Source organism: Pseudomonas sp. zfem001 (assembly GCF_032621725.1).
Classification (GTDB): domain Bacteria; phylum Pseudomonadota; class Gammaproteobacteria; order Pseudomonadales; family Pseudomonadaceae; genus Aquipseudomonas; species Aquipseudomonas sediminis.
Genome location: NZ_JAVYJI010000002.1, coordinates 667,455 through 687,089 on the forward strand (window position 1 = coordinate 667,455; position 19,635 = coordinate 687,089).

General features: G+C 62.5%; 18 protein-coding genes. 8 read left to right on the plus strand and 10 right to left on the minus strand.

Annotated features, from left to right (window positions below; all coding sequences use genetic code 11):
• Positions 1-80: 80 nt before the first annotated feature.
• The gene (locus tag RTH74_RS11035; RefSeq protein WP_316914664.1) at positions 81-1,157 is read left to right on the plus strand and encodes a 3-deoxy-7-phosphoheptulonate synthase; all 1,077 of its coding nucleotides are present in this window, start codon (positions 81-83) and stop codon (positions 1,155-1,157) included.
• A 262-nt stretch (positions 1,158-1,419) separates the two neighbouring features.
• Here the strand turns inward: RTH74_RS11035 and RTH74_RS11040 are convergent, their stop codons facing one another.
• Both RTH74_RS11040 and RTH74_RS11045 read right to left on the minus strand, forming a co-directional pair.
• Positions 1,420-1,692 carry a GNAT family N-acetyltransferase gene (locus RTH74_RS11040; protein WP_099524325.1) on the minus strand — a complete coding sequence of 91 codons (273 nt, stop codon included), beginning with the start codon at positions 1,690-1,692 and terminating at the stop codon, positions 1,420-1,422.
• Between the two features lie 146 nt (positions 1,693-1,838).
• Positions 1,839-3,212: a GntP family permease gene (locus RTH74_RS11045; protein ID WP_316914665.1), complete on the minus strand. Its 1,374-nt coding sequence runs from the start codon at positions 3,210-3,212 to the stop codon at positions 1,839-1,841.
• A gap of 271 nt (positions 3,213-3,483) precedes the next feature.
• Here RTH74_RS11045 and oprI point away from each other — a divergent pair, with 271 nt between their 5' ends.
• Positions 3,484-3,735, plus strand: coding sequence for an outer membrane lipoprotei OprI (oprI, locus tag RTH74_RS11050; RefSeq protein ID WP_003239826.1), 252 nt, complete (start codon positions 3,484-3,486; stop codon positions 3,733-3,735).
• A 150-nt stretch (positions 3,736-3,885) separates the two neighbouring features.
• On the opposite strand, the gene RTH74_RS11055 is transcribed toward oprI, so the two are convergent.
• The 3 genes from RTH74_RS11055 to RTH74_RS11065 form a co-directional block, all read right to left on the minus strand.
• A complete protein-coding gene (locus RTH74_RS11055) occupies positions 3,886-4,842 on the minus strand; it encodes a L,D-transpeptidase family protein (RefSeq protein WP_316914666.1) in 957 nt (318 codons plus the stop codon).
• A 71-nt stretch (positions 4,843-4,913) separates the two neighbouring features.
• Positions 4,914-5,195 carry a hypothetical protein gene (locus RTH74_RS11060; RefSeq protein ID WP_099524330.1) on the minus strand — a complete coding sequence of 94 codons (282 nt, stop codon included), beginning with the start codon at positions 5,193-5,195 and terminating at the stop codon, positions 4,914-4,916.
• Positions 5,196-5,285: 90 nt separating this feature from the next.
• Complete coding sequence (locus tag RTH74_RS11065; protein ID WP_316914667.1) at positions 5,286-5,891, minus strand: arylesterase; 606 nt, start codon at positions 5,889-5,891, stop codon at positions 5,286-5,288.
• Between the two features lie 11 nt (positions 5,892-5,902).
• Between RTH74_RS11065 and RTH74_RS11070 the strand changes: the two genes are divergently transcribed.
• Genes RTH74_RS11070 through greB form a run of 3 tightly spaced genes read left to right on the plus strand, consistent with a single transcriptional unit; the run spans position 5,903 to position 9,642 of the window.
• The gene (locus tag RTH74_RS11070) at positions 5,903-6,586 is read left to right on the plus strand and encodes an ABC transporter ATP-binding protein (protein ID WP_099524335.1); all 684 of its coding nucleotides are present in this window, start codon (positions 5,903-5,905) and stop codon (positions 6,584-6,586) included.
• Positions 6,586-9,090: an FtsX-like permease family protein gene (locus tag RTH74_RS11075; RefSeq protein WP_316914668.1), complete on the plus strand. Its 2,505-nt coding sequence runs from the start codon at positions 6,586-6,588 to the stop codon at positions 9,088-9,090. The genes RTH74_RS11070 and RTH74_RS11075 overlap by 1 nt, the downstream gene beginning before the upstream one ends.
• Positions 9,091-9,144: 54 nt before the next feature.
• Entirely contained in the window at positions 9,145-9,642 is a 498-nt protein-coding gene (greB, locus tag RTH74_RS11080; protein ID WP_316914669.1) for a transcription elongation factor GreB, read from the plus strand.
• 78 nt (positions 9,643-9,720) lie between these two features.
• On the opposite strand, the gene RTH74_RS11085 is transcribed toward greB, so the two are convergent.
• Positions 9,721-10,029, minus strand: coding sequence for a class I SAM-dependent methyltransferase (locus RTH74_RS11085; RefSeq protein ID WP_316914670.1), 309 nt, complete (start codon positions 10,027-10,029; stop codon positions 9,721-9,723).
• Positions 10,030-10,542: 513 nt separating this feature from the next.
• Here RTH74_RS11085 and RTH74_RS11090 point away from each other — a divergent pair.
• Positions 10,543-11,496 carry a triacylglycerol lipase gene (locus RTH74_RS11090; protein WP_099524344.1) on the plus strand — a complete coding sequence of 318 codons (954 nt, stop codon included), beginning with the start codon at positions 10,543-10,545 and terminating at the stop codon, positions 11,494-11,496.
• Positions 11,497-11,580: 84 nt separating this feature from the next.
• Positions 11,581-12,612 carry a lipase secretion chaperone gene (locus tag RTH74_RS11095; protein WP_316914671.1) on the plus strand — a complete coding sequence of 344 codons (1,032 nt, stop codon included), beginning with the start codon at positions 11,581-11,583 and terminating at the stop codon, positions 12,610-12,612.
• Positions 12,613-12,614: 2 nt separating this feature from the next.
• Here the strand turns inward: RTH74_RS11095 and RTH74_RS11100 are convergent, their stop codons facing one another.
• The 4 genes from RTH74_RS11100 to RTH74_RS11115 all read right to left on the minus strand — a co-directional run bounded on the left by RTH74_RS11100 (position 12,615) and on the right by RTH74_RS11115 (position 17,333).
• Positions 12,615-13,634 (minus strand): LacI family DNA-binding transcriptional regulator, encoded by a 1,020-nt coding sequence (locus RTH74_RS11100; protein ID WP_316914672.1) that lies wholly within the window; start codon positions 13,632-13,634, stop codon positions 12,615-12,617.
• 179 nt (positions 13,635-13,813) lie between these two features.
• The gene (locus tag RTH74_RS11105) at positions 13,814-14,827 is read right to left on the minus strand and encodes a TRAP transporter substrate-binding protein (protein ID WP_316914673.1); all 1,014 of its coding nucleotides are present in this window, start codon (positions 14,825-14,827) and stop codon (positions 13,814-13,816) included.
• 57 nt (positions 14,828-14,884) lie between these two features.
• Positions 14,885-16,162 carry a TRAP transporter large permease subunit gene (locus RTH74_RS11110; protein WP_316914674.1) on the minus strand — a complete coding sequence of 426 codons (1,278 nt, stop codon included), beginning with the start codon at positions 16,160-16,162 and terminating at the stop codon, positions 14,885-14,887.
• Between the two features lie 49 nt (positions 16,163-16,211).
• The gene (locus RTH74_RS11115) at positions 16,212-17,333 is read right to left on the minus strand and encodes a gluconokinase, GntK/IdnK-type (RefSeq protein WP_316914675.1); all 1,122 of its coding nucleotides are present in this window, start codon (positions 17,331-17,333) and stop codon (positions 16,212-16,214) included.
• Between the two features lie 196 nt (positions 17,334-17,529).
• Here RTH74_RS11115 and RTH74_RS11120 point away from each other — a divergent pair, with 196 nt between their 5' ends.
• Positions 17,530-19,614: a TonB-dependent receptor gene (locus RTH74_RS11120; protein WP_316914676.1), complete on the plus strand. Its 2,085-nt coding sequence runs from the start codon at positions 17,530-17,532 to the stop codon at positions 19,612-19,614.
• Positions 19,615-19,635 lie beyond the last annotated feature (21 nt).

The following is a 19,635-nucleotide window of genomic DNA, read 5'->3' on the forward strand; positions in this document are numbered from 1 at the left end:
CCAACTAGCTGTGCACCGCCATAGGGGATCGCTGGCGGCCGGCACCCGTGACCTGACGACCTGACCCGATGAATAGCACGATGGCTGATTTACCGATCGACGACCTCAACGTCGCTTCCAACGAAACGCTGATCACCCCCGATCAGCTAAAACGCGAAATCCCCCTGACCGATGCCGCACTGAAGACCGTTGCCCATGGTCGCCAGGTGGTACGTGACATCCTCGACGGCAAGGATCATCGCCTGTTCGTGGTCGTCGGCCCTTGCTCCATCCACGACATCAAGGCCGCTCACGAATATGCCGAGCGCCTCAAGGTGCTGGCTGCCGAGCTGTCCGATAGCCTGTTCCTGGTCATGCGCGTGTACTTCGAGAAGCCGCGTACCACGGTCGGCTGGAAAGGCCTGATCAACGACCCCTACCTGGATGACTCGTTCAAGATCCAGGACGGTCTGCACATCGGCCGCAAGCTGCTGCGCGACCTGGCAGAAATGGGCCTGCCCACCGCCACCGAGGCGCTCGACCCGATCTCCCCGCAGTACCTGCAGGACCTGATCAGCTGGTCGGCCATCGGTGCACGCACCACCGAATCCCAGACCCACCGCGAAATGGCCTCCGGCCTGTCCTCGGCCGTTGGCTTCAAGAACGGCACGGACGGCGGTCTGACCGTGGCCATCAACGCCCTGCAATCGGTTTCCAGCCCGCACCGCTTCCTCGGCATCAACCAGGAAGGTGGCGTATCCATCGTCACCACCAAGGGCAATGCCTATGGCCATGTGGTACTGCGCGGCGGCAACGGCAAGCCCAACTACGATTCGGTCAGCGTTGCCATTTGTGAGCAGGAACTGACAAAAGCCGGCATTCGCCCGAACGTCATGGTCGATTGCAGCCACGCCAATTCCAACAAGGACCCGGCCCTGCAGCCACTGGTTCTGGAGAACGTTGCCAACCAGATTCTCGAAGGCAACAACTCCATCGTTGGCCTGATGGTCGAGAGTCATCTGGGCTGGGGCAGCCAGTCGATTCCGAAGGATCTGTGCGACCTCAAGTACGGCGTATCCATCACCGATGCCTGTATCGACTGGGATACCACCGAGAAGAGCCTGCGCAGCATGCATGCCAAGCTCAAGGATGTGCTGCCCAAGCGCCCTCGCGGCTAAGAGGCTGTCTACAAAATGGCTGCACTTGGCAATACTGCGTTGAAAACGATCTCGAAATGCTCATTTACGGCACGTAAACTCCGCTTTCTCGATCGTTTTCGCCTTGTCTTGCCTTCGTTCGCCTATCTTGTAAACACCCTCTAGGGTCGCAGCAGCAATGAAAACGCCGGGCAATGCCCGGCGTTTTCGTATCCGCATTCACGTAGGGTGGGCTTCAGCCCACCATGACGCTCAGCGCAGGCTGCAAGTCTCCAAATCGATCCTACTGGTGACGCGCACGTCGCTCCATGTAGCGCTCGACATAGGAGCACGACGGAATCACCGTGTAACCCTTGCCTTCGGCGTACTGCAGGGCATGCTCGGTCAACGCGGCGGCGATGCCACGGCCACGCAGGCCGTTGGGTACGAAGGTGCGATAGATGTCCAGCGTCTGCTTGCCCAGATCCATATAGGCCAGATAGGCACGATCACCATCGACGGTCGTCACGAACTGGTGACTCGTCTGGTCATGGTGGATGGACAAACCCTCGCTCATCTTCACTCCTCTAGCCGCCAACCATTAGCGGCGCATCTATTTTTACTTCATACCGGTGCTGCGGCAAAAGCGCAAATTCTGATGCCACTGCCGACCTATGCAATTGGCCAAGCTTATCAGTCGACGAACCGCCCAGCCACGAGCAATCAGAAGCTCAACACCGCGATACAGAGCAAAGCCGCAATCACCGGGATCAGTACCGTGATGACGAAGATGTCCTTGTACGCCTGCTTGTGAGTCAGGCCCATGATCATCAGCATCGCAATCACTGCACCACAATGTGGTAGCGAATCGAGACCACCAGCGGTGATATTGGCGATCCGGTGCAACACCTCAGGGTCCACCCCCATCTCCAGGTAACGCGGCGCCAGGGTCTGCATGAAAATCTGCAAGCCACCAGACGAAGAACCGACGATCCCCGATACCACGCTGACCGATGCGAACACCGACAACAGCGGCGGCAGATCCACCCCCAGTATCCACTGGGCGAACTGAGCGAAACCGGCGGTCTGGGTAACCACACCGCCAAAGCCGATCACCGCAGCGGTATTGAGCAGCGGCATGATCGCATCGTCCGCGCCCTGCCCCAGCAGGCCGAGGGTATTACGACGCAACGCCGAGAACATCAGCACAGCGACACCGGTAGCGATCACCAAGGCCAGACTGGGCCAGAGAATCGGCTGCGACTGACTGAAGGCCAACAATCCACCTAGCGCACCCTCACCCGATACAACCGTACCAGACAGAGCGAGCAGGCGCGGCAGCAGGATGATTCCCAGCACCACGATGATCGGCACCAGCGCCATCCCCCAATGCGGCCCGCTACCCGGCGCACCGGCCAACTGCTGCATACGTTCGTCCTGCGCGTTAGGCTCGAACCCTTCGCCGCGCTCGCGCGCCAGACGCCATTCGCGCTGCAGATAGGCCATACCCAACACGATCATTACCAGCGAGGCGAGCAGACCAATCCAGGCACCTGCGAACAGATCGGTATCCAGCGCACTGGCGGCGATCACGTTGTGAATCGACGGTGAGCCAGGCAAGGCCGTCATGGTGAAGGTTCCCGCACCCAGCGCCGTGGCTGCGCAGAACAATCGCTTGGGCAGATTCGCCTCGCGCATCAAGGTAATACCCAGCGGATACATGGTGAAGATCACCACGAATACCACCACCCCGCCATAGGTGAGAACCGCACACACCAGCATCGCCACCCAGAGCGTGCGCTGCGTACCCAGGCCGCGGGTAATGGCCTGAGCAATACTGCTGGCCGCCTGGCTGGCAGCCATTACCTTGCCGAAGATCGCCCCGCAGAGAAACAGCACGAAGAACTTGCCGGCAAAGGTGAATGCACCCAAGGGGCCGAATGGAAAGTGCTCGAGCAGCGCACCTGGTACGGCGACGCCATTGGTCAGTGCCACCAAAATCGAACAGAGCAATGCGGCGATGAATATGTTCACCCCGCGCAACGCCATGAAGATAAGTAGCGCCAAGCCCAGCAAGAGCCCCAAATTCCCAAGCATCTGCATCCTCTCTTTATTGTTTTAGTTTCAACGTCGGGACAGTTATAACAGTTCGTACAATCGCTACACTGTATGGATTACGTAACTGGCTGTTTTTTAGCCAGCCCGCGCAGGCTCTACCCTTCAGCGCCCAGCTCGAAGAAAAAAAACCTGCAACTCTTGCCCTGGCTCCGTTTACTTACTAAAAGTAATAGGTAGTATGTACGCCGGCTAATTTCCCGCAGTTGGGGAATTGCTCTTTATGGAAAAACTCCACCTCAAGGGGAACACGATGAACAACGTTCTGAAATTCTCTGCTCTGGCTCTGGCCGCAGTTCTGGCTACCGGTTGCAGCAGCATGTCCAAAGAAACCGAAGCTCGCCTGACTGCTACCGAAGACGCAGCAGCTCGCGCTCAAGCCCGTGCTGACGAAGCCTACCGCAAGGCTGATGAAGCTCTGGCCGCCGCTCAGAAAGCTCAGCAAACTGCTGACGAAGCCAATGAGCGCGCTCTGCGCATGCTGGAAAAAGCCAGCCGCAAGTAATTGCGACTCGTTTTTTCGAAAGCCGCCCCAGGCAACTGGTGCGGCTTTTTTATTACCCACTAATGACCTGCCACCCTCAGAACAGCTCGATTACCAGACAATAAAAAACCCGCGTACACGAATGCAGGCGGGCTTTTGCAACTGGGGTGATCAGAACGGGTTGTCGCTGCTCGCCACCACGCTCTCGGTCTGTGCCGCGATGGGCACCGGCATGCCGTCCTCGGCAGCAACCACTTCACGAACCATCTCCCAGTCAAGACGCAGGCCGCTGAGTTCGTCACGCTTGAGCAGTGCATTGATCACCGCCGTGTGCTTGTCGACGACAGATGGATCACCATCATCGTCCAGCGGCGCATGCGCTTCCAGATAGACCTTGCCACCGCTGACGCCGAACTTGTACGGCTCGTTCAGAATGCGCACGGGAGTGCCGACAGGCACCATGTCCGCCAACTCCAGCACGTTGTGATTGAGCATGCGGAAGCAGCCATGGCTGACGCGCATACCGATACCGAACTTCTTGTTCGAACCATGGATCAGGTAACCCGGGAACGACAGTGTCATCTTGTATGGGCCCAGTGGATTGTCCGGGCCTGGCGGCACAACAGTGGGCAGAATATCGCCGTCAGCAGCGTGCTCATCACGGATCGACTGGGGCGGATACCAGGCCGGGTTCGGCGTCTTCACCGTTACCCGGCCAACACCCAGTGGTGATCCCCAGCCTTCACGACCGATGCCCAGTGGGAAGGTATGCACGACGTTCTGCCCTTTCGGGAAGTAGTAGAGACGGTACTCGGCCAAATTGATCACGATACCTTCACGTGGGCCCGGCGGCAGCACGTAACGCGTCGGCAGGATGATCTCGCTGCCCTCGCCCGGCAGCCAGGGGTCGATGCCTGGGTTGGCTGCAACCATTTCCAGATAGCCGAGGTCGTTTGCCGTTCCCAGATCGGCAAAGGTGTCCTCGTACTTGGCCTTGATCACCTGTACCTGGCCCACCACATCCTCGCCTGGCGGCGGCAGTGGAAGTTCGAGAGCCTGCACTGCGGCACTGGAGCACAGTGCGACCAGAGTCAGGCAGCGGTTGACCGCAGAAAAGCGCGACAACATCCGGGATGTCCCTTGAAGAGTTGAATGATATTGCGGCGATTGTACACCGCGATTTGCAAGCCGGGCAGGCGTCAGCCATCTGCCCAATTCGAGCACAGTCCCTGACGCTGGGCCTCGAATGTCGCCAGGCAGGCTGGGCACAAGCGACGATCACGCAGCCAGGCCTTTTCCAAGGTCCGCCAACGCGGTTGTGCCGGCAACAAACCACCACACAATGTGCGATCAGCATGCCCACCCAGGCGCAACTGACGAGCCACCAGGTGCACTCGCACCTCACGACAGGCGAACAGATCCAGCTGCTCATCCGGCTCGATCAGTTGGTAGGCATAAAGGGACCAGGCGGGACGCGGCATCTGGGGCTCCGTGACAGGTCGGCCACATTAGCCGAAAGGCCTGAGGCGGAAAAGCCTCTGCCTACTCAGTTTTCCGCCATCCACAGGCGCTCAAAGCATGGGCTTCAACGTCGGCCAGACGTTGTCCAGCAACACCGCCTGCGCAGACTCGGTCGGGTGAATGCCGTCGGCCTGCATCATTCCCGGCACGCCACCAACGCCCTCGAGGAAAAACGGCACCAGCGGCACGCTCTTCTGCTCCGCCAAATCAGCAAACACCTGGGCGAAAGCCGTGGTGTAGCGCGCCCCGTAGTTTGGCGGCAGACGCATCCCCAACAGCAGCACCTGCGCGCCGGCCGACGTGGACCGGTCGATCATCAACGCAAGATTCTGTTGCAATTGCGCAGGAGGCTGCCCGCGCAGGCCATCGTTGCCACCCAACTCGATGATGACCAGTTCCGGCTTATGCTCCGCGATCAGCGCAGAGAGCCGCGCGGCGCCGCCTGCGCTGGTATCGCCGCTGATCGACGCATTGACCACGGCGTACTCGAAACCTTCCTCCTGAAGGCGTTTTTCCAGCAAAGCAACCCACCCCACGCGGCTATCCAGGCCAAAAGCGGCGCTGATACTATCGCCGACCACAAGCAGGGTGCCTGCAACCGCTCCCTGAGCCCAGAACATCAGGGCCAAGGCACCACTCAGCCACCATGCACGCATTTGGAATCTCCATGACTTCGAGCATTCTCGCTGCGCGGAACCTTAGCAAAGTGGTCAGCAGCACGGAAGGCGAGCTGACAATCCTTCATGACCTCGACCTCGACCTGAACAAAGGCGATAGCCTGGCCATCGTCGGCAGCTCTGGCTCCGGAAAATCCACCCTGCTCGGCCTACTGGCTGGCCTCGACCTGCCCAGCGGCGGCGCCGTACTGCTGGCCGGCAACAACCTCAGCGAGCTCGACGAGGACCAGCGTGCGCGCCTGCGCGCCGAGCACGTGGGTTTCGTCTTCCAGTCGTTCCAGCTGCTCGACAGCCTCAACGCGCTGGAAAACGTGATGCTACCGCTGGAGCTGGAAGGTCACGCCGATGCCCGCCAGCGCGCCCGAGCCCTGCTCGAACGTGTGGGCCTGGGCCAACGCCTGACCCACTACCCGCGCCAGCTTTCTGGTGGCGAACAACAGCGCGTGGCCATCGCCCGCGCCTTCGCCGCCGAGCCCGACGTGCTGTTCGCCGACGAACCCACTGGTAACCTCGACAGCCACACCGGCGAACGTATCAGCGACCTGCTCTTTCAGCTCAACCAGGAACGCGGCACCACCTTGGTGCTGGTCACCCATGACGAGCGCCTGGCGCACCGCTGCCAGCGCCTGATCCGCCTGGAAGCCGGACACCTGATCGACCGCGTGGAGCCCTGATGAAACGCGTGCCCTTGACTCGCCTGTTTTCGCTCGCTGCTCGCCAACTGCTACGCGATGCCCGCGCTGGCGAGTTGCGGGTGCTGTTCTTCGCCTTGCTGGTCGCGGTAGCAGCGAGCAGCGCCATTGGCTATTTCAGCGCACGCCTGAATGACGCCATGCTGCTGCGCGCCAGTGAGTTTCTCGCCGCGGATCTACGCCTGAGCGGTAGCTCACCCGCCAGCCAGGAACAGATAGAGGCAGGGCTCAAGCTGGGCCTTGATCACGCACAAGCGGTGGAGTTTTCCAGTGTGGTTGCCGCTGCGGATGGCATTCAGCTGGCCAGCGTCAAGGCAGCCAACAGCCGTTATCCGCTGCGCGGCGAACTGAGGAGCGCTGCCGAACCCTACGCACCAGAGGAAGCGGGTTCCAGCCCGCGCCCCGGTGAGGCCTGGGCCGAAGCACGCCTGATGGTCGCGCTGAATCTGAAGATTGGCGATGAACTGGAAATAGGGTCCAAGACCCTGCGCTTGAGCCGCGTGCTGACCTACGACCCGGACACCGCTGGCGATTTCTACAGCCTGACGCCGCGCGTGCTGATGCACCTGGACGACCTCGCCGCCACCGAGGTGGTGCAGCCTGGCAGCCGTGTGCGCTTTCGCGAACTCTGGCGCGGCGATGCCGACGCCCTGGCCGCCTACCGCCAGGCCGTCGAAGCCGGTCTGGAGCCCAATCAGCGCCTGGACGACGCCCGTGACGGTAATCGCCAGGTAGGCGGCGCCCTCGGCCGAGCCGAGCGTTATCTGAACCTGGCCAGCCTGGCGGCGGTGCTGCTCGCCGGCGTCGCAGTGGCACTGTCAGCGGCACGCTTCGCCGCAAGGCGCTTCGACGCCAGCGCCCTGCTGCGCTGCCTCGGGCTGTCACGGCGCGAAGCGCTAGCCCTGTTCGGCCTGCAACTGGCGCTGCTCGGGCTGATTGCCTGCATGATCGGCGCGCTGCTGGGCTGGGCCGGCCAGCACGTGCTGTTCTATCTGCTGCGCGGCCTGATCCCCGATGACCTGCCACCTGCGGATCTGTGGCCCGCATTGGCCGGGATGGCCACTGGGCTGGTGGCGCTGGCCGGTTTCGCCCTGCCGCCGCTGGCCGCGCTCGGCCGTGTGCCGCCGCTGCGCGTCCTGCGCCGCGACATGCTGCCGGTACCGGCAAGTTCCTGGCTGGTCTACGGTGCGGCGCTGGTTGCGCTGGGCCTGATCATGTGGCGCCTGAGTCTGGACCTGAAACTGACGCTGGCACTGCTGGGTGGCGGTCTACTCGCCGCATTGCTGCTCGGCGGTCTGCTGCTGCTCGGTCTGCAAAGCCTGCGCCGCCTGCTGCAACGTGCCTCCCTACCCTGGCGCCTGGGCCTCGGCCAACTGCTGCGCCACCCGCTCGCTGCAGCTGGGCAGTCGCTGGCCTTCGGCCTGATCCTGCTGGCCATGGCGCTGATCGCCCTGCTGCGTGGCGAGCTACTCGATACCTGGCAGGACCAGTTGCCGGAAGATGCCCCCAACCACTTCGCCCTCAACGTGCTGCCGGCCGAACGCGATGCCTTCGCCGCGCGCCTGGCCGACCTGTCGCCACACCCCGCGCCGCTGTATCCGGTGGTACCGGGTCGCCTGATCATGATCAACGACGAACCGGTACGCCAACTGGTGACCAAGGAAAGTCGCGGCGAGCGCGCCATCCAACGCGACCTGAGCCTGACCTGGGCCGAGCAGTTGCCGTCGGACAACCAGATCACTGCCGGCAGTTGGTGGAAGGCCGAGCATGCCAGCGATCTGCCTGGCGTTTCCGTCGAGGCCGAGCTGGCCGAAAGTCTGCAGCTGAAGCTCGGCGACCGCCTGCGCTTCAACGTCGGCGGCATCGAGCGCGAGGCGCAGGTCACCAGCCTGCGCCAGGTGGACTGGGACAGCTTCCAGCCGAACTTCTACATGATCTTCGAGCCGCAGACCCTACAGGATCTACCTGCCACCTACCTGACCAGCTTCTACCTGCCGCCTGGCCAGGATGCAGAACTGGTCAAGCTCAGCCGCGCTTTCCCCAGCGTCACCTTGCTGCAGGTCGATGCCCTTCTTGCACAGCTGCGTAGCATCCTCGCCCAGGTCACCCTGGCCATCGAATACGTGCTGCTGTTCGTACTCGCGGCCGGTATCACCGTTCTGCTCGCCGGACTGCAGGCGACCCTGGATGAACGTATTCGCCAGGGCGCACTGCTGCGCGCTCTGGGCGCCGAGCGCAAGTTACTGATCAGCGCCCGACGTGCTGAGTTCGGCTTGCTCGGCGCTGCCGCCGGCCTGCTCGCCGCGCTGGGCTGTGAGCTGGTGAGTTTCCTGCTCTATCGTTATGCCTTCGATATGAGCTGGCAACCGCACCCCTGGCTGCTTCTGCTGCCGCTGATTGGTGCCTTGCTGATCGGTCTGGCCGGTGTTCTCGGCACCCGACGCGCACTCAATGCCAGCCCGCTGAGCGTGCTACGTGAAGGCTGAGAACCCTGAGAGGGGTTTGCTAGACTTGGCGCCCCTCTTCAGACCCTGAACACCATGAGCCGCTATCGCCCCCCTCGCCCTGCCGGTACACCACTGATCACGCCCGAAGGCGAAGCGCGTCTGCGCGCCGAACTTCATGAGTTGTGGCATGTGCGCAGGCCACAGGTGACGCAATCGGTCAGTGAAGCGGCGGCTCAGGGCGATCGCTCGGAGAACGCCGAATACACCTACGGCAAGAAGATGCTGCGCGAGATCGACAGCCGCGTGCGCTTTCTCACCAAGCGCCTGGAGAAGCTCAAGGTCGTCAGCGAGAAGCCGTCCGATCCGAACAAGGTGTACTTCGGTGCCTGGGTCACCATCGAGGACGAGGACGGCGAGCAGGCGCGCTACCGTATCGTTGGCCCGGACGAACTGGACCTGAAGCTGGGCCTGATCAGCATTGACTCGCCACTGGCCCGCGCCCTGGTCGGCAAGGAACTGGATGCCGAGGTTCGCGTGCACAGCCCCAGTGGCGAGAAGACCTGCTACATCGTCGAGATCGATTACCCCTAAGTGCTCGCGAACACTGGTGTTTGAAGAGCTTCGCGAGCAGGGCTCGCTCCTATGCAGATGGCCGGCTTCGCAACCCGACTAACGCCGGGTGATCAGCCCCTGGCGCGCCACACGCACCAGCTCACCGACGGTTTGCGCCAGGCCCTCGGCGCTCGGGGCCTGGATCACCGCCAGGTCAAAACTATCCCGCGCGAAGCGACTCAACGACTCACCGTTCTGCACGAACTGAATGCGAAAGGCACGTGACCCGACCCAGCGCTTGGGCCAGCCTTCGAGATAGCGAAGCAAGGTAGGTTGGTGACTGCCGCCCAGCAGCACGCGCGGATTGCGCAGCAGCAGGCCCGAAGTGATGGGCGCCAGGCGAATAAGGGGTTGGGGACAGATCATGGTCGCGTCTCCGCCTCGAGAATCCCGCTGGGCAGCGGTGAGAGGCGACACCGAACCAGCGCTTTAGCGGAATTTCAGGCGCTGATGACAACACCCTGTGGCGCCCCGCAAGTAGCTGTTTAAATCGGCGCAGCGCGCATCCTAGAGAAGCCCACGGCAAACTGTCAAGGCGCACCCAGCGTTACCCCCAACCTTCGATTGGGCGGTGGCTAATCGGCCCACTTGCCAGCCTCTAAACCGCCCTGCCACCGCCTCGAAAATCACACGATGAACAGTTGAGTCGAGGCCTTTTGCGTGATCTTGCGTGTCGACACGTAACAGAACTTAGCCAGCGATATCGCCGCCAGTTCGCACCAATATCGACAAAAGTCCCGGGTTAGAGGCTTCGCTTGTGATTCAGCGACGCTGGCATGCTTCCTGCCATCAATCTTGCGCCGTACGCGCCATAGGATGGGCGTGATTTGTGTTGCTGGAAGCAGCTGACTGCCTCAACAAAATCCATCGAGAGCGCCCATGAAAAACAATAAAACCCTGCTCGCCCTCTGTCTCGGTACCGGCCTGCTCGCCAGTGGCCAGACCCAGGCTTTCTGGTTCGGTTCATCCGGCTATACCCAGACCAAATACCCCATCGTCCTCGGCCACGGCATGCTCGGTTTCGACAGCATCCTCGGCGTCGACTACTGGTACGGTATCCCGGCCGCTCTGCGCCGCGATGGCGCCAGCGTCTATGTCACCGAAGTCAGCCAGCTGGACACCTCCGAAGCACGCGGCGAGCAATTACTGCAGCAGGTCGAGGATATCGTCGCCATCAGCGGCAAGGGCAAGGTCAACCTGATCGGCCACAGCCACGGTGGCCCGACCACCCGCTATGTCGCCGCCGTGCGCCCGGACCTGGTCGCCTCCGTCACCAGCGTCGGCGCACCGCACAAGGGTTCGGCCACCGCCGACTTCCTCAAGGGCATCAGCGACGGCCCGGCCGGCCCGGTTGCCACGCCGCTGCTGGTGGGTATCGTCAACGGCCTGGGGACGCTGATCAACTTCCTTTCCGGCAGCTCCAGCACCACGCCACAGAATGCACTGGGCTCACTGGAATCGCTCAACAGCCAGGGCGCAGCGCGCTTCAATGCGAAGTTTCCGCAAGGCATTCCCACCAGCGCCTGCGGCGAAGGCGCCTACAGCGTCAATGGCGTGCGTTACTACTCCTGGAGCGGCACCAGCCCGCTGACCAACCTGCTCGACCCAAGCGACCTGCTGATGGGCGCGTCCTCGCTGACCTTCGGCAGCGAAGCCAACGACGGCCTGGTCGGTCGCTGCAGCTCGCGCATGGGCCAGGTGATTCGTGACAACTACCGGATGAACCACCTCGACGAGGTCAACCAGACCCTGGGCCTGACCAGCCTGTTCGAGACCGACCCGGTGACGGTCTACCGCCAGCACGCCAACCGCCTGAAGAACGCCGGGCTCTAAACAGCCAAGCCTCGTAGGGTGTGTACGTCGCACCCTACGAGGCATCAGCTCTAACCCCGGTCCGACGCCTCACTGGAAGCTGCCGTGAAGAAAGCCTTATTCATCCTACCTCTACTGATCGCCGCCAGCCTGGCGTTGATGCTCTACCTGCAACCCGGACACCAAACCACCCACCTCACCCCTCCCGCCGCCACGGCTACGCCGCCCGCGCCGCAGCCGACTGCCCAGGCAATGGCCCCGAGCGTCGAGGACGCGCAGAAGCAGAAGAAGATCAGCAAGCTGGCTCTGCCCAGCTCCTTCGTAGGCACCGAAGTCGACGGCCGCTTTCGCGTGGATGCCGCCGGCAACCTGGTCATCAGCGAAGATATCCGGCGGATCTTCGATTACTTCCTTGCCAGCGTCGGTGAAGAAAGCCTGGATGCCAGCGTTTCACGCCTGCGCAGCTACATCGACAGCCAATTGCAGGAACCGGCGCGAACCCGCGCACAGACGCTGCTGGAGCAATACCTGAGCTACAAGCGCGAGCTGGTGATGCTGGAGCGCGACCTGCCGCAAATGGCCAACCTCGATGCCATGCGCCAGCGCGAAACTGCCGTGCAAGCGCTGCGTGCGCGCCTGTTCGACAACGAGACACACCTGGCCTTCTTCGCCCGTGAGGAAGGCTACAACCGCTTCACCCTGGAACGCCTGGCTATCCAGCACGACGGCAAAATGAGCGCAGAGGAAAAAGGCGTTGCCGTCGACCGCCTGCGCGCCTCCCTGCCGGAAGAGCTGCATGACGCCGTATTGCCACAACTGCAACAGGAACTGCGGCAGAACACAGCCCGACTGCAGGCCGAGGGCGCCAGCGCCGCGCAGATCCGCCAGATGCGTCAGCAATTGGTCGGCGCCGAAGCCACCACTCGCCTGGAGGCGCTGGATAGCCAGCGGCAGAACTGGCAGAAACGCCTGGATGGCTATCTCGCAGAAAAAGCGCGAATCGACGCCAGCGAAGGCCTCAGCGCGGGTGACAAACGTGCGGCAATCGAGGCCCTGGCCGCCGAACGTTTCGATGAGCGTGAGCGCCTGCGCCTGGATGCTGCCGAGCAATTGGCAGCCGCCAGCAAGAAACAGTAGCGTCAGGCGCTGTCGCGCATCACCAGTTCGAAACCGACGTCGATGCAATGCTGCTCCGGCATTTCGCCACGCATCAGAGCCAACAGCATGTTCGCCGCCAACTCGCCGATACGCCCCCGTGTGGTACGCACCGTGCTCAGCGCCGGATGCATCCAGGCCGCCGCAGGTAGATCGTTGAAGCCGGCGATGGCCAGACGCCCTGGCACATCCAACCCCAGTTGCCGGGCGCGGAACAGCGCACCCATGGCCAAGTCGTCGTTGTTGAAGAACACCGCATCGATCTGCGGCTGCTGCGCCAGCAGGCGGTCGAGCAGTTCGGCGCCCAGGCCGATGGATGACAACTGCGGTGTCAGCAGCTCCAGTGCCGGGTCGTGGCGATTGAGGTATTGCATCACTTGGCGATAGCCCTCGGCACGCTGCAAGGTACGCGGGTCGAGCTGCGCCGCGGCGAAGGCGATATGGCGGTAACCACGCTGCACCAGGGCACGGGTCATGGCGGCGCCAGCGTCTACCTGAGAGAAACCGACGCAGTAGTCCTCCGGCTCCTCGCTCAGCTCCATCAGCGTTACTAACGGGCAACTGCTGGCGCCGAGGATTTCCCGCGCCGCGTCGCTGCGCTCGAACCCCGTAAGCAATAGGCCAGCTGGCTGGTGCGCCAGGTAGGAGCGCAGCAGGCGCTCGTCCTCATCCACCCGATAGTGGCTGACGCCGATCATCATCTCGAAGCCGGCCGGCATCAGCACTCGCTGGATGGCCTCGACGGTATCGACGAACACCGAGTTGGACAGCGACGGAATCACCACCGCCACCAGGTTCGAACGCGAACTGGCCAGCGCCCGCGCGGCAGGGTTGGGCACGTAGCCCAGCGACTGGGCCGCGCGCATCACCTGCTCGCGCAGCGCATCGGAGACCCGCCCCGGCTGCGACAAGGCGCGCGAGGCAGACATCAGCGAACAGCCTGCTGCCTTGGCCACATCGGACAGGGTGACGCGTTCGGCGGACCGGCGACGGCGTTGAGTCATAGCGCCTCCATTGTTTACCAGTGTGCGATTCTACCAGCCCCGCCGATGAATAAAGCGCGGGACACGCCGCCCGGGGTAACGTCACCATGCAAGGAGCGTTACCACCTGCGTGCCCCGCGAAACTGCAAACCTGACCACGATCGGCTGCGCATTAGTCGCACCTGAACGTGGGCAAGCTCTTATAGAGCGGCCTTCTCGGCTTCAGCCTGCACCTGATCGAACAGTTGCTGACCGACTGTGTCGACGACCTTCTGGATCGCCGGTGCGGCCTGCTCACGCATGCGCTGCACTTCGGCCGCTTCCACTTCGTTGATCTGCATGCCCTTCTCCTTCAGCTCGGCCAGGGCGCGGTCTGCCTCCTCGCGGGTATCCTTGCGCTCGAAGTCACGCGCCTTCTTGGCCGCCTCCAGCAGGATGTTCTGCTCGGTCTGCGACAGGCCGTCCCACCAGCGCTTGGACACGGTGACGATCCACGGGCTGTAAACGTGATTGGTCACGGTCAGGTACTTCTGCACCTCGTAGAACTTCGAGGAGAGGATGGTGTTGAACGGGTTTTCCTGGCCGTCGACGGCCTTGGTCTCCAGCGCGGTGAACAGCTCGGAGAACGGCAGTGGCACCGCGTTGGCGCCCATCAGCTTGAAGGTCTCGAGAAACACCGGGTTGGGCATTACGCGCAACTTGACCCCGGAGAAGTCCTCCAGCTTGCTGATCGGGCGACTGTTGTTGGTCAGGTTACGGAAGCCGTTTTCCCAGTACACCAAGCCGACCAGGCCTTTCTCTTCCAGCTTGTCCATGACCTGGCGGCCCACCGGGCCGTCGAGCACGGCATCGGCCTGCTCGGCGCTGCTGAACAGAAACGGCGTGTCCCACACGGCCATTTCCTTGGTGATACCCACCAGAGTCGCGGTCGAACCGACCATCATTTCCTGCGCCCCACCGATCAGCGCGCTCTGCATCTGGTCGTCGGAACCCAGGCTGGCGGCGCCGAAAGTGCGCACCTTGAGTTTGCCGTCGGAAGCCTTGGCCACCTCTTCGGCGAACAGCTTGGCCGCACGGCCCTGGTTGCTGTTCTCGTTGAGACCGTAACCGAAGCGGATCATGCGCGAACGTACGTCATCGGCATGGGCCGTGAAACTGGCGAGCGGGCTGCACAGCATGGCAGCAGTGAGGATGGCGAGCAGTGGACGTTTCATCGGGACTACCTCTTATTGTTGTGAATGATGACGGCGCGCCAGCGCCGCTGGGTCAACTCAGCGCAACCAGGCCAACGGCACGGTAACGATGGACGGGAATGCCACCAGCACCGCGACGATGATCAGATAGATCAGGAAGAACGGCATGACGCCGCGTACTAGCACTTCCATGCGCAACTTGCCGATACCGCCGACGACGTTGAGTACCGTGCCAACTGGCGGGGTGATCAGGCCGATGGAGCCGATCAGTACGAACATCACGCCGAAGTACACCGGATCGACGCCGGCCTTGATCGCGATGGGCGCCAGTACCGGTGCCAGAATCAGGATGGTCGGCGTCAGGTCGAGCACCATGCCTACCGCGATCATCAACAGCATGATCGCCAGCACCAGCAGTCTTGGATGATCAGCCAGTGGCCCGAGCATGGCGCCAATCTCGTCCGGCAGTTGGGCCAGGGTGATCATGTAGGCCGATACCGTGGCCGCGGCGCAAAGGAACATCACCGACGCCGTGGTGCGGCTGGCGCGGGTCAGGGTCTCCATCAGGTCGCTCCAGCTCAGCTCGCGGTAGAGCAAGGTGGAAACGCCCAGAGCATATACCGCAGCGACAACCGCCGCTTCGGTAGGGGTGAAGATGCCGAAACGCAGACCGCCAACGATGATCACCGGCAACATCAAGGCAGCGGCGCCATCGATCAGCACACGGCGACGCTCGGCGGCAGTGGCCTTGGGCGGCGTCGGCTCGGTGAAACCGCGGGCGATCAGCGTCCAGGCGACGATCAGGCCTGCGCCCATGATCAGCCCCGGCACCAGCCCCGCCATGAACAGCTGGCTGATGGAGGTGTTGGTGACAACGCCATAGATCACGAACGGCATCGACGGCGGAATAATTGGCGCGATGATGCCGCCAGCAGCTACCAGACCTGCCGAGGAATGCACCGGATAACCACGCTGGCGCATCATCGGCAACAGCAAGGTGGCCAGCGCCGCAGTATCGGCCAGTGCCGAACCGGACATACTGGCCAGCAGCACGGCAGCGGCGATGGCAACGTAACCGAGGCCTCCGCGCAGGTGTCCAAAGTAGGCCTGGGCCATCGCGATGATGCGCCGGGAAATACCGCCGGCGTTCATCAGCTCGCCGGCCAGGATGAAGAAAGGTACCGCCAGCAGCGGGAAGCTATCAGCGCCGGCCAGCAGGTTCTGCGCCAGCAGCTGCACGTCCCAGAAATCCAGGTACCACATCAGTACGGCCGCGGTAAGGATCAGGGCAAAGGCGATGGGCATGCCGAATGCCATGAACCCCAGCAAGGAAGAAAGAAATACCGCGACAGTCATCGGCAGGTCCTCGGTGGGCAGTGCCCGTCTTGTTGGAATGGAGCCAGCATCATTCGACGTGCGCCTGACTCAGGGCCGGCTGCGGCGTACGCCGCCAGAGGTTGATCAACTGCACCACGGCGAGAATCGCCAGCACCAGCATGCTCGCCAGCACCGGTAGCATCGCCAGCACCACTGGGTAACCAACCACCGTACTGACGTTGCCCCAACCGAACTGCACCTGATTCCAGGCACCCAAGGCCGAGAGCAGGCTCGCTGCTGCCACTAGAATCCAGCTCAGTGAATCCACCAGTCGCTGCGCCAATAACGGGAAGCGGTCGCGAATCATGCGGAATGTCATCAACTCGCCCCGCCGCATGCCAGATGCCACGCCGACGAATACCAGCCAGACGAAGGCCAGGCGCGACAACTCTTCTGCGCCAGGCCAACCCGTGCCGAATGCGTAGCGCAGCACCACGTTGGTGAACACCGCCACCACCATGAAGGCCATCAGCACCGCCATCATTCCATCGGTCAGGCGATCGAACATACGCGCGATGCGCCCTTCATAAATCGGTTCGGCACCTAGCTGAGCCGCTTGGTTAGCGCTATCAATTTCGCTCTCGAGCATATCCTGAGCCTGGCTCGACACGGCCTCCGCCGCTTCTCGACGTACCCAGGCCTGGATCTCGGCCACCAGCGTTTGCCGCGACTGCTGCGCATCGACGACACGTACGTATGGTTCACCTGCCGGGCTTTCGAGAGTGGCGAATTGGCTGTCAACCAACGAAGTCGGCATGAAATGGCCAGGCCGAGCACCCACGCGCTGCACAGCGGTAGCGTGATCGATATCCAGGTGCACGAACTGCAACCCCGGAATCGCCTGACGCATGCGTTCGCGGTAGGCGCGCTTGAGCGCCGAGCAGGCCAGCACGAAGCACTCACCGACGGCCTGCGCGGCCAGCATCTGCTCGCACAGCGCATCCAGCCAGTGGCGACGGTCTTCGTCGCTCAGCGGGGTGCCCGCGCGCATGCGCTCTACGTTCTCAGGGGGGTGGAAATGATCGGCTTCGATATGACGCCAACCGAGGGCAGTGGCGACTGCCTGGCTGATCTCGCTCTTGCCGGAGCCACTGACCCCCATGACCACCAGGGTGGTACGGGCAGGCAGTGCGGGAGGCTGCTGTTGCATGGGAACTCCAGGGGCACCATCAAGGTGGTACCGCTCATTGTTTGAGCCAAATGTTAGCGCTATCCAAATCGTTCGACAACCCTCCCCTGGCAACATTTCGTAGAGCATTTTCATTAATGATGATCGTCCAGCTATGGCCCGCTGCTGGCTGACACGTTCAAGATCGCCTACCGGCCCCAAGAGAGACATTTCGCTTATGTATCGGCTGAGCCCCTGCTTCTGGCTGCCCCCATTATTCTGGTCACTCACTGCACAGGCCGAAAACGCCTCCTACCAGGCCGACCCGCTAGTGGTCACCGGCAGCCGCTATCAGGCCAGTGGCTGGCAACTGCCCTTCTCCGTCAACCGCATCGATGCCGAACAGGCCACCCTCGGCAAACCAGGCGTCAACCTGTCCGAGGCGCTCGGCAGCGTGCCGGGGCTGGTGGTGCAGAACCGGCAGAACTATGCGCAGGACCTGCAGATATCCTCGCGCGGCTTCGGCGCCCGCTCGGCCTTCGGCATTCGCGGTATCAAGCTGCTGGCTGACGGTGTGCCGCTGTCCAACCCCGACGGTCAAGGCCAGGCCGCGACCTTCGACCTCGACACCCTGGAACGTATCGAGGTGCTGCGCGGCCCCTTCGCCAGCGTTTACGGCAGCAATTCTGGCGGGGTCATCCAGTTGTTCTCGCGTGATGGCGAAGGTCCACCCAAGCTGTCACTCGACACCTCGCAAGCCGCCTACGGCACCAGTCGCACCCGCGTCGCAGCCGAAGGTGGCAACGACAAGGCTGGTTTCATCATCAACCGCTCGCACTTCGAGACCGACGGCTACCGCGACCATAGCGGCGCCATCCTCGACAAGACCTTCGCCAAGCTGACTCTGTACCCGGACGATGTCAGCAAGCTCAGTTTGAGCTTCAGCGAGCTGGATCAGAACGACACGCAAGACCCGCAAGGGTTGACCTGGGCTCAGGTGAAGAGCGACCGCCGCAGCGCCGCGCCCAGCGCACTGGAGTTCGATACACGCAAGACCGTCGATCATCGTCAGTTCGCGCTCAACTACGAGCGCAGCTTTGCCGCCGGCACCTGGCAAAGCACGCTATATAACGGTACACGACGGGTGATTCAGTACCAGTCGATTCCAGTCGGTGCGCAAACGCCTGCCCGCCAGGGCGGGGGCGTGATCGACTTCGAGCGCCGCTTTCACGGCATCGGCAACCGCTGGATTCAGTCGTTCGACCTGGGCAGCAGCCTGCTGACCGTCACCACCGGCCTGGATTACGACTATTCGCGAGACGACCGCCAAGGTTTTGAAAACTTCGTCGGCAGCACCCTGGGCGTAAAAGGCAACCTGCGCCGTGACGAGCGCAACGAGGTCACCAGCCTGTCGCCCTACGCCCAGGCCGCTTGGCAACTGGGCAAGCTAGAGCTGCAGGCCGGCCTGCGTCACAGCCAGGTGGAATTTGACGTGGACGACCGTTTCCTGAGCAATGGCGACGATAGTGGCTCGGTGACCTACCGCGAACTGACGCCGACCCTGGGTGCCAGTTACGCCCTGTTGCCAGGTCTGAATGTCTACGCGAGCTGGGGCAAGGGCGTGGAGACGCCGACGCTGAACGAGTTGTCCTACTCCGGCCCTGACAACAGCTTCGGCTTCGACCTGCAACCGGCCACCAGCGAACAGGTAGAAGTCGGCCTCAAGGCACGCCTGGCCGAGGCCACCAGCCTGCAACTGGCGCTGTTCCAGATCGATACCGACGACGAGCTGGTGGTCGAATCAGCCAGCGGAGGCCGATCACGCTTCCAGAACGCTGCCCAGACTCGCCGCCGCGGCGTCGAGCTGGCCCTGGAAAGCCGCCTGAGCGACACCTTGCGAGCCAACCTCGCCTATACACAGATCGACGCCACCTATAGCAAGAACTTCACCAGCAACGGTCGATTGATCGAGTCGGGCAATCGCCTGCCAGGCATTCCCGCGCGCACGCTGTTTGGCGAGCTGGCCTGGCAACCGCTGGACTGGTTCAGCACCGCCATCGAAGGCCTGTACCGCAGCCAGTTGTATGTCGAAGACAGCAACACAGCCAAGACTGCGCCCAGCTACGCGCTGTTCAACTGGCAGGCACGCTTCGAACAAAAAGTTGGTGCAATGACCTTCAACCAGGTGCTGCGCATCGACAATCTGCTGGATCGCGAGTACATCGGCTCGGTGATCGTCGGCGACAGCAACGGCCGCTACTACGAACCCGGCCCGGAGCGCGCCTGGTATGTCGGCGCTGGCATGCAGTACCAGTTCGATTGAGGCTGGCAACTGAGACTCGCG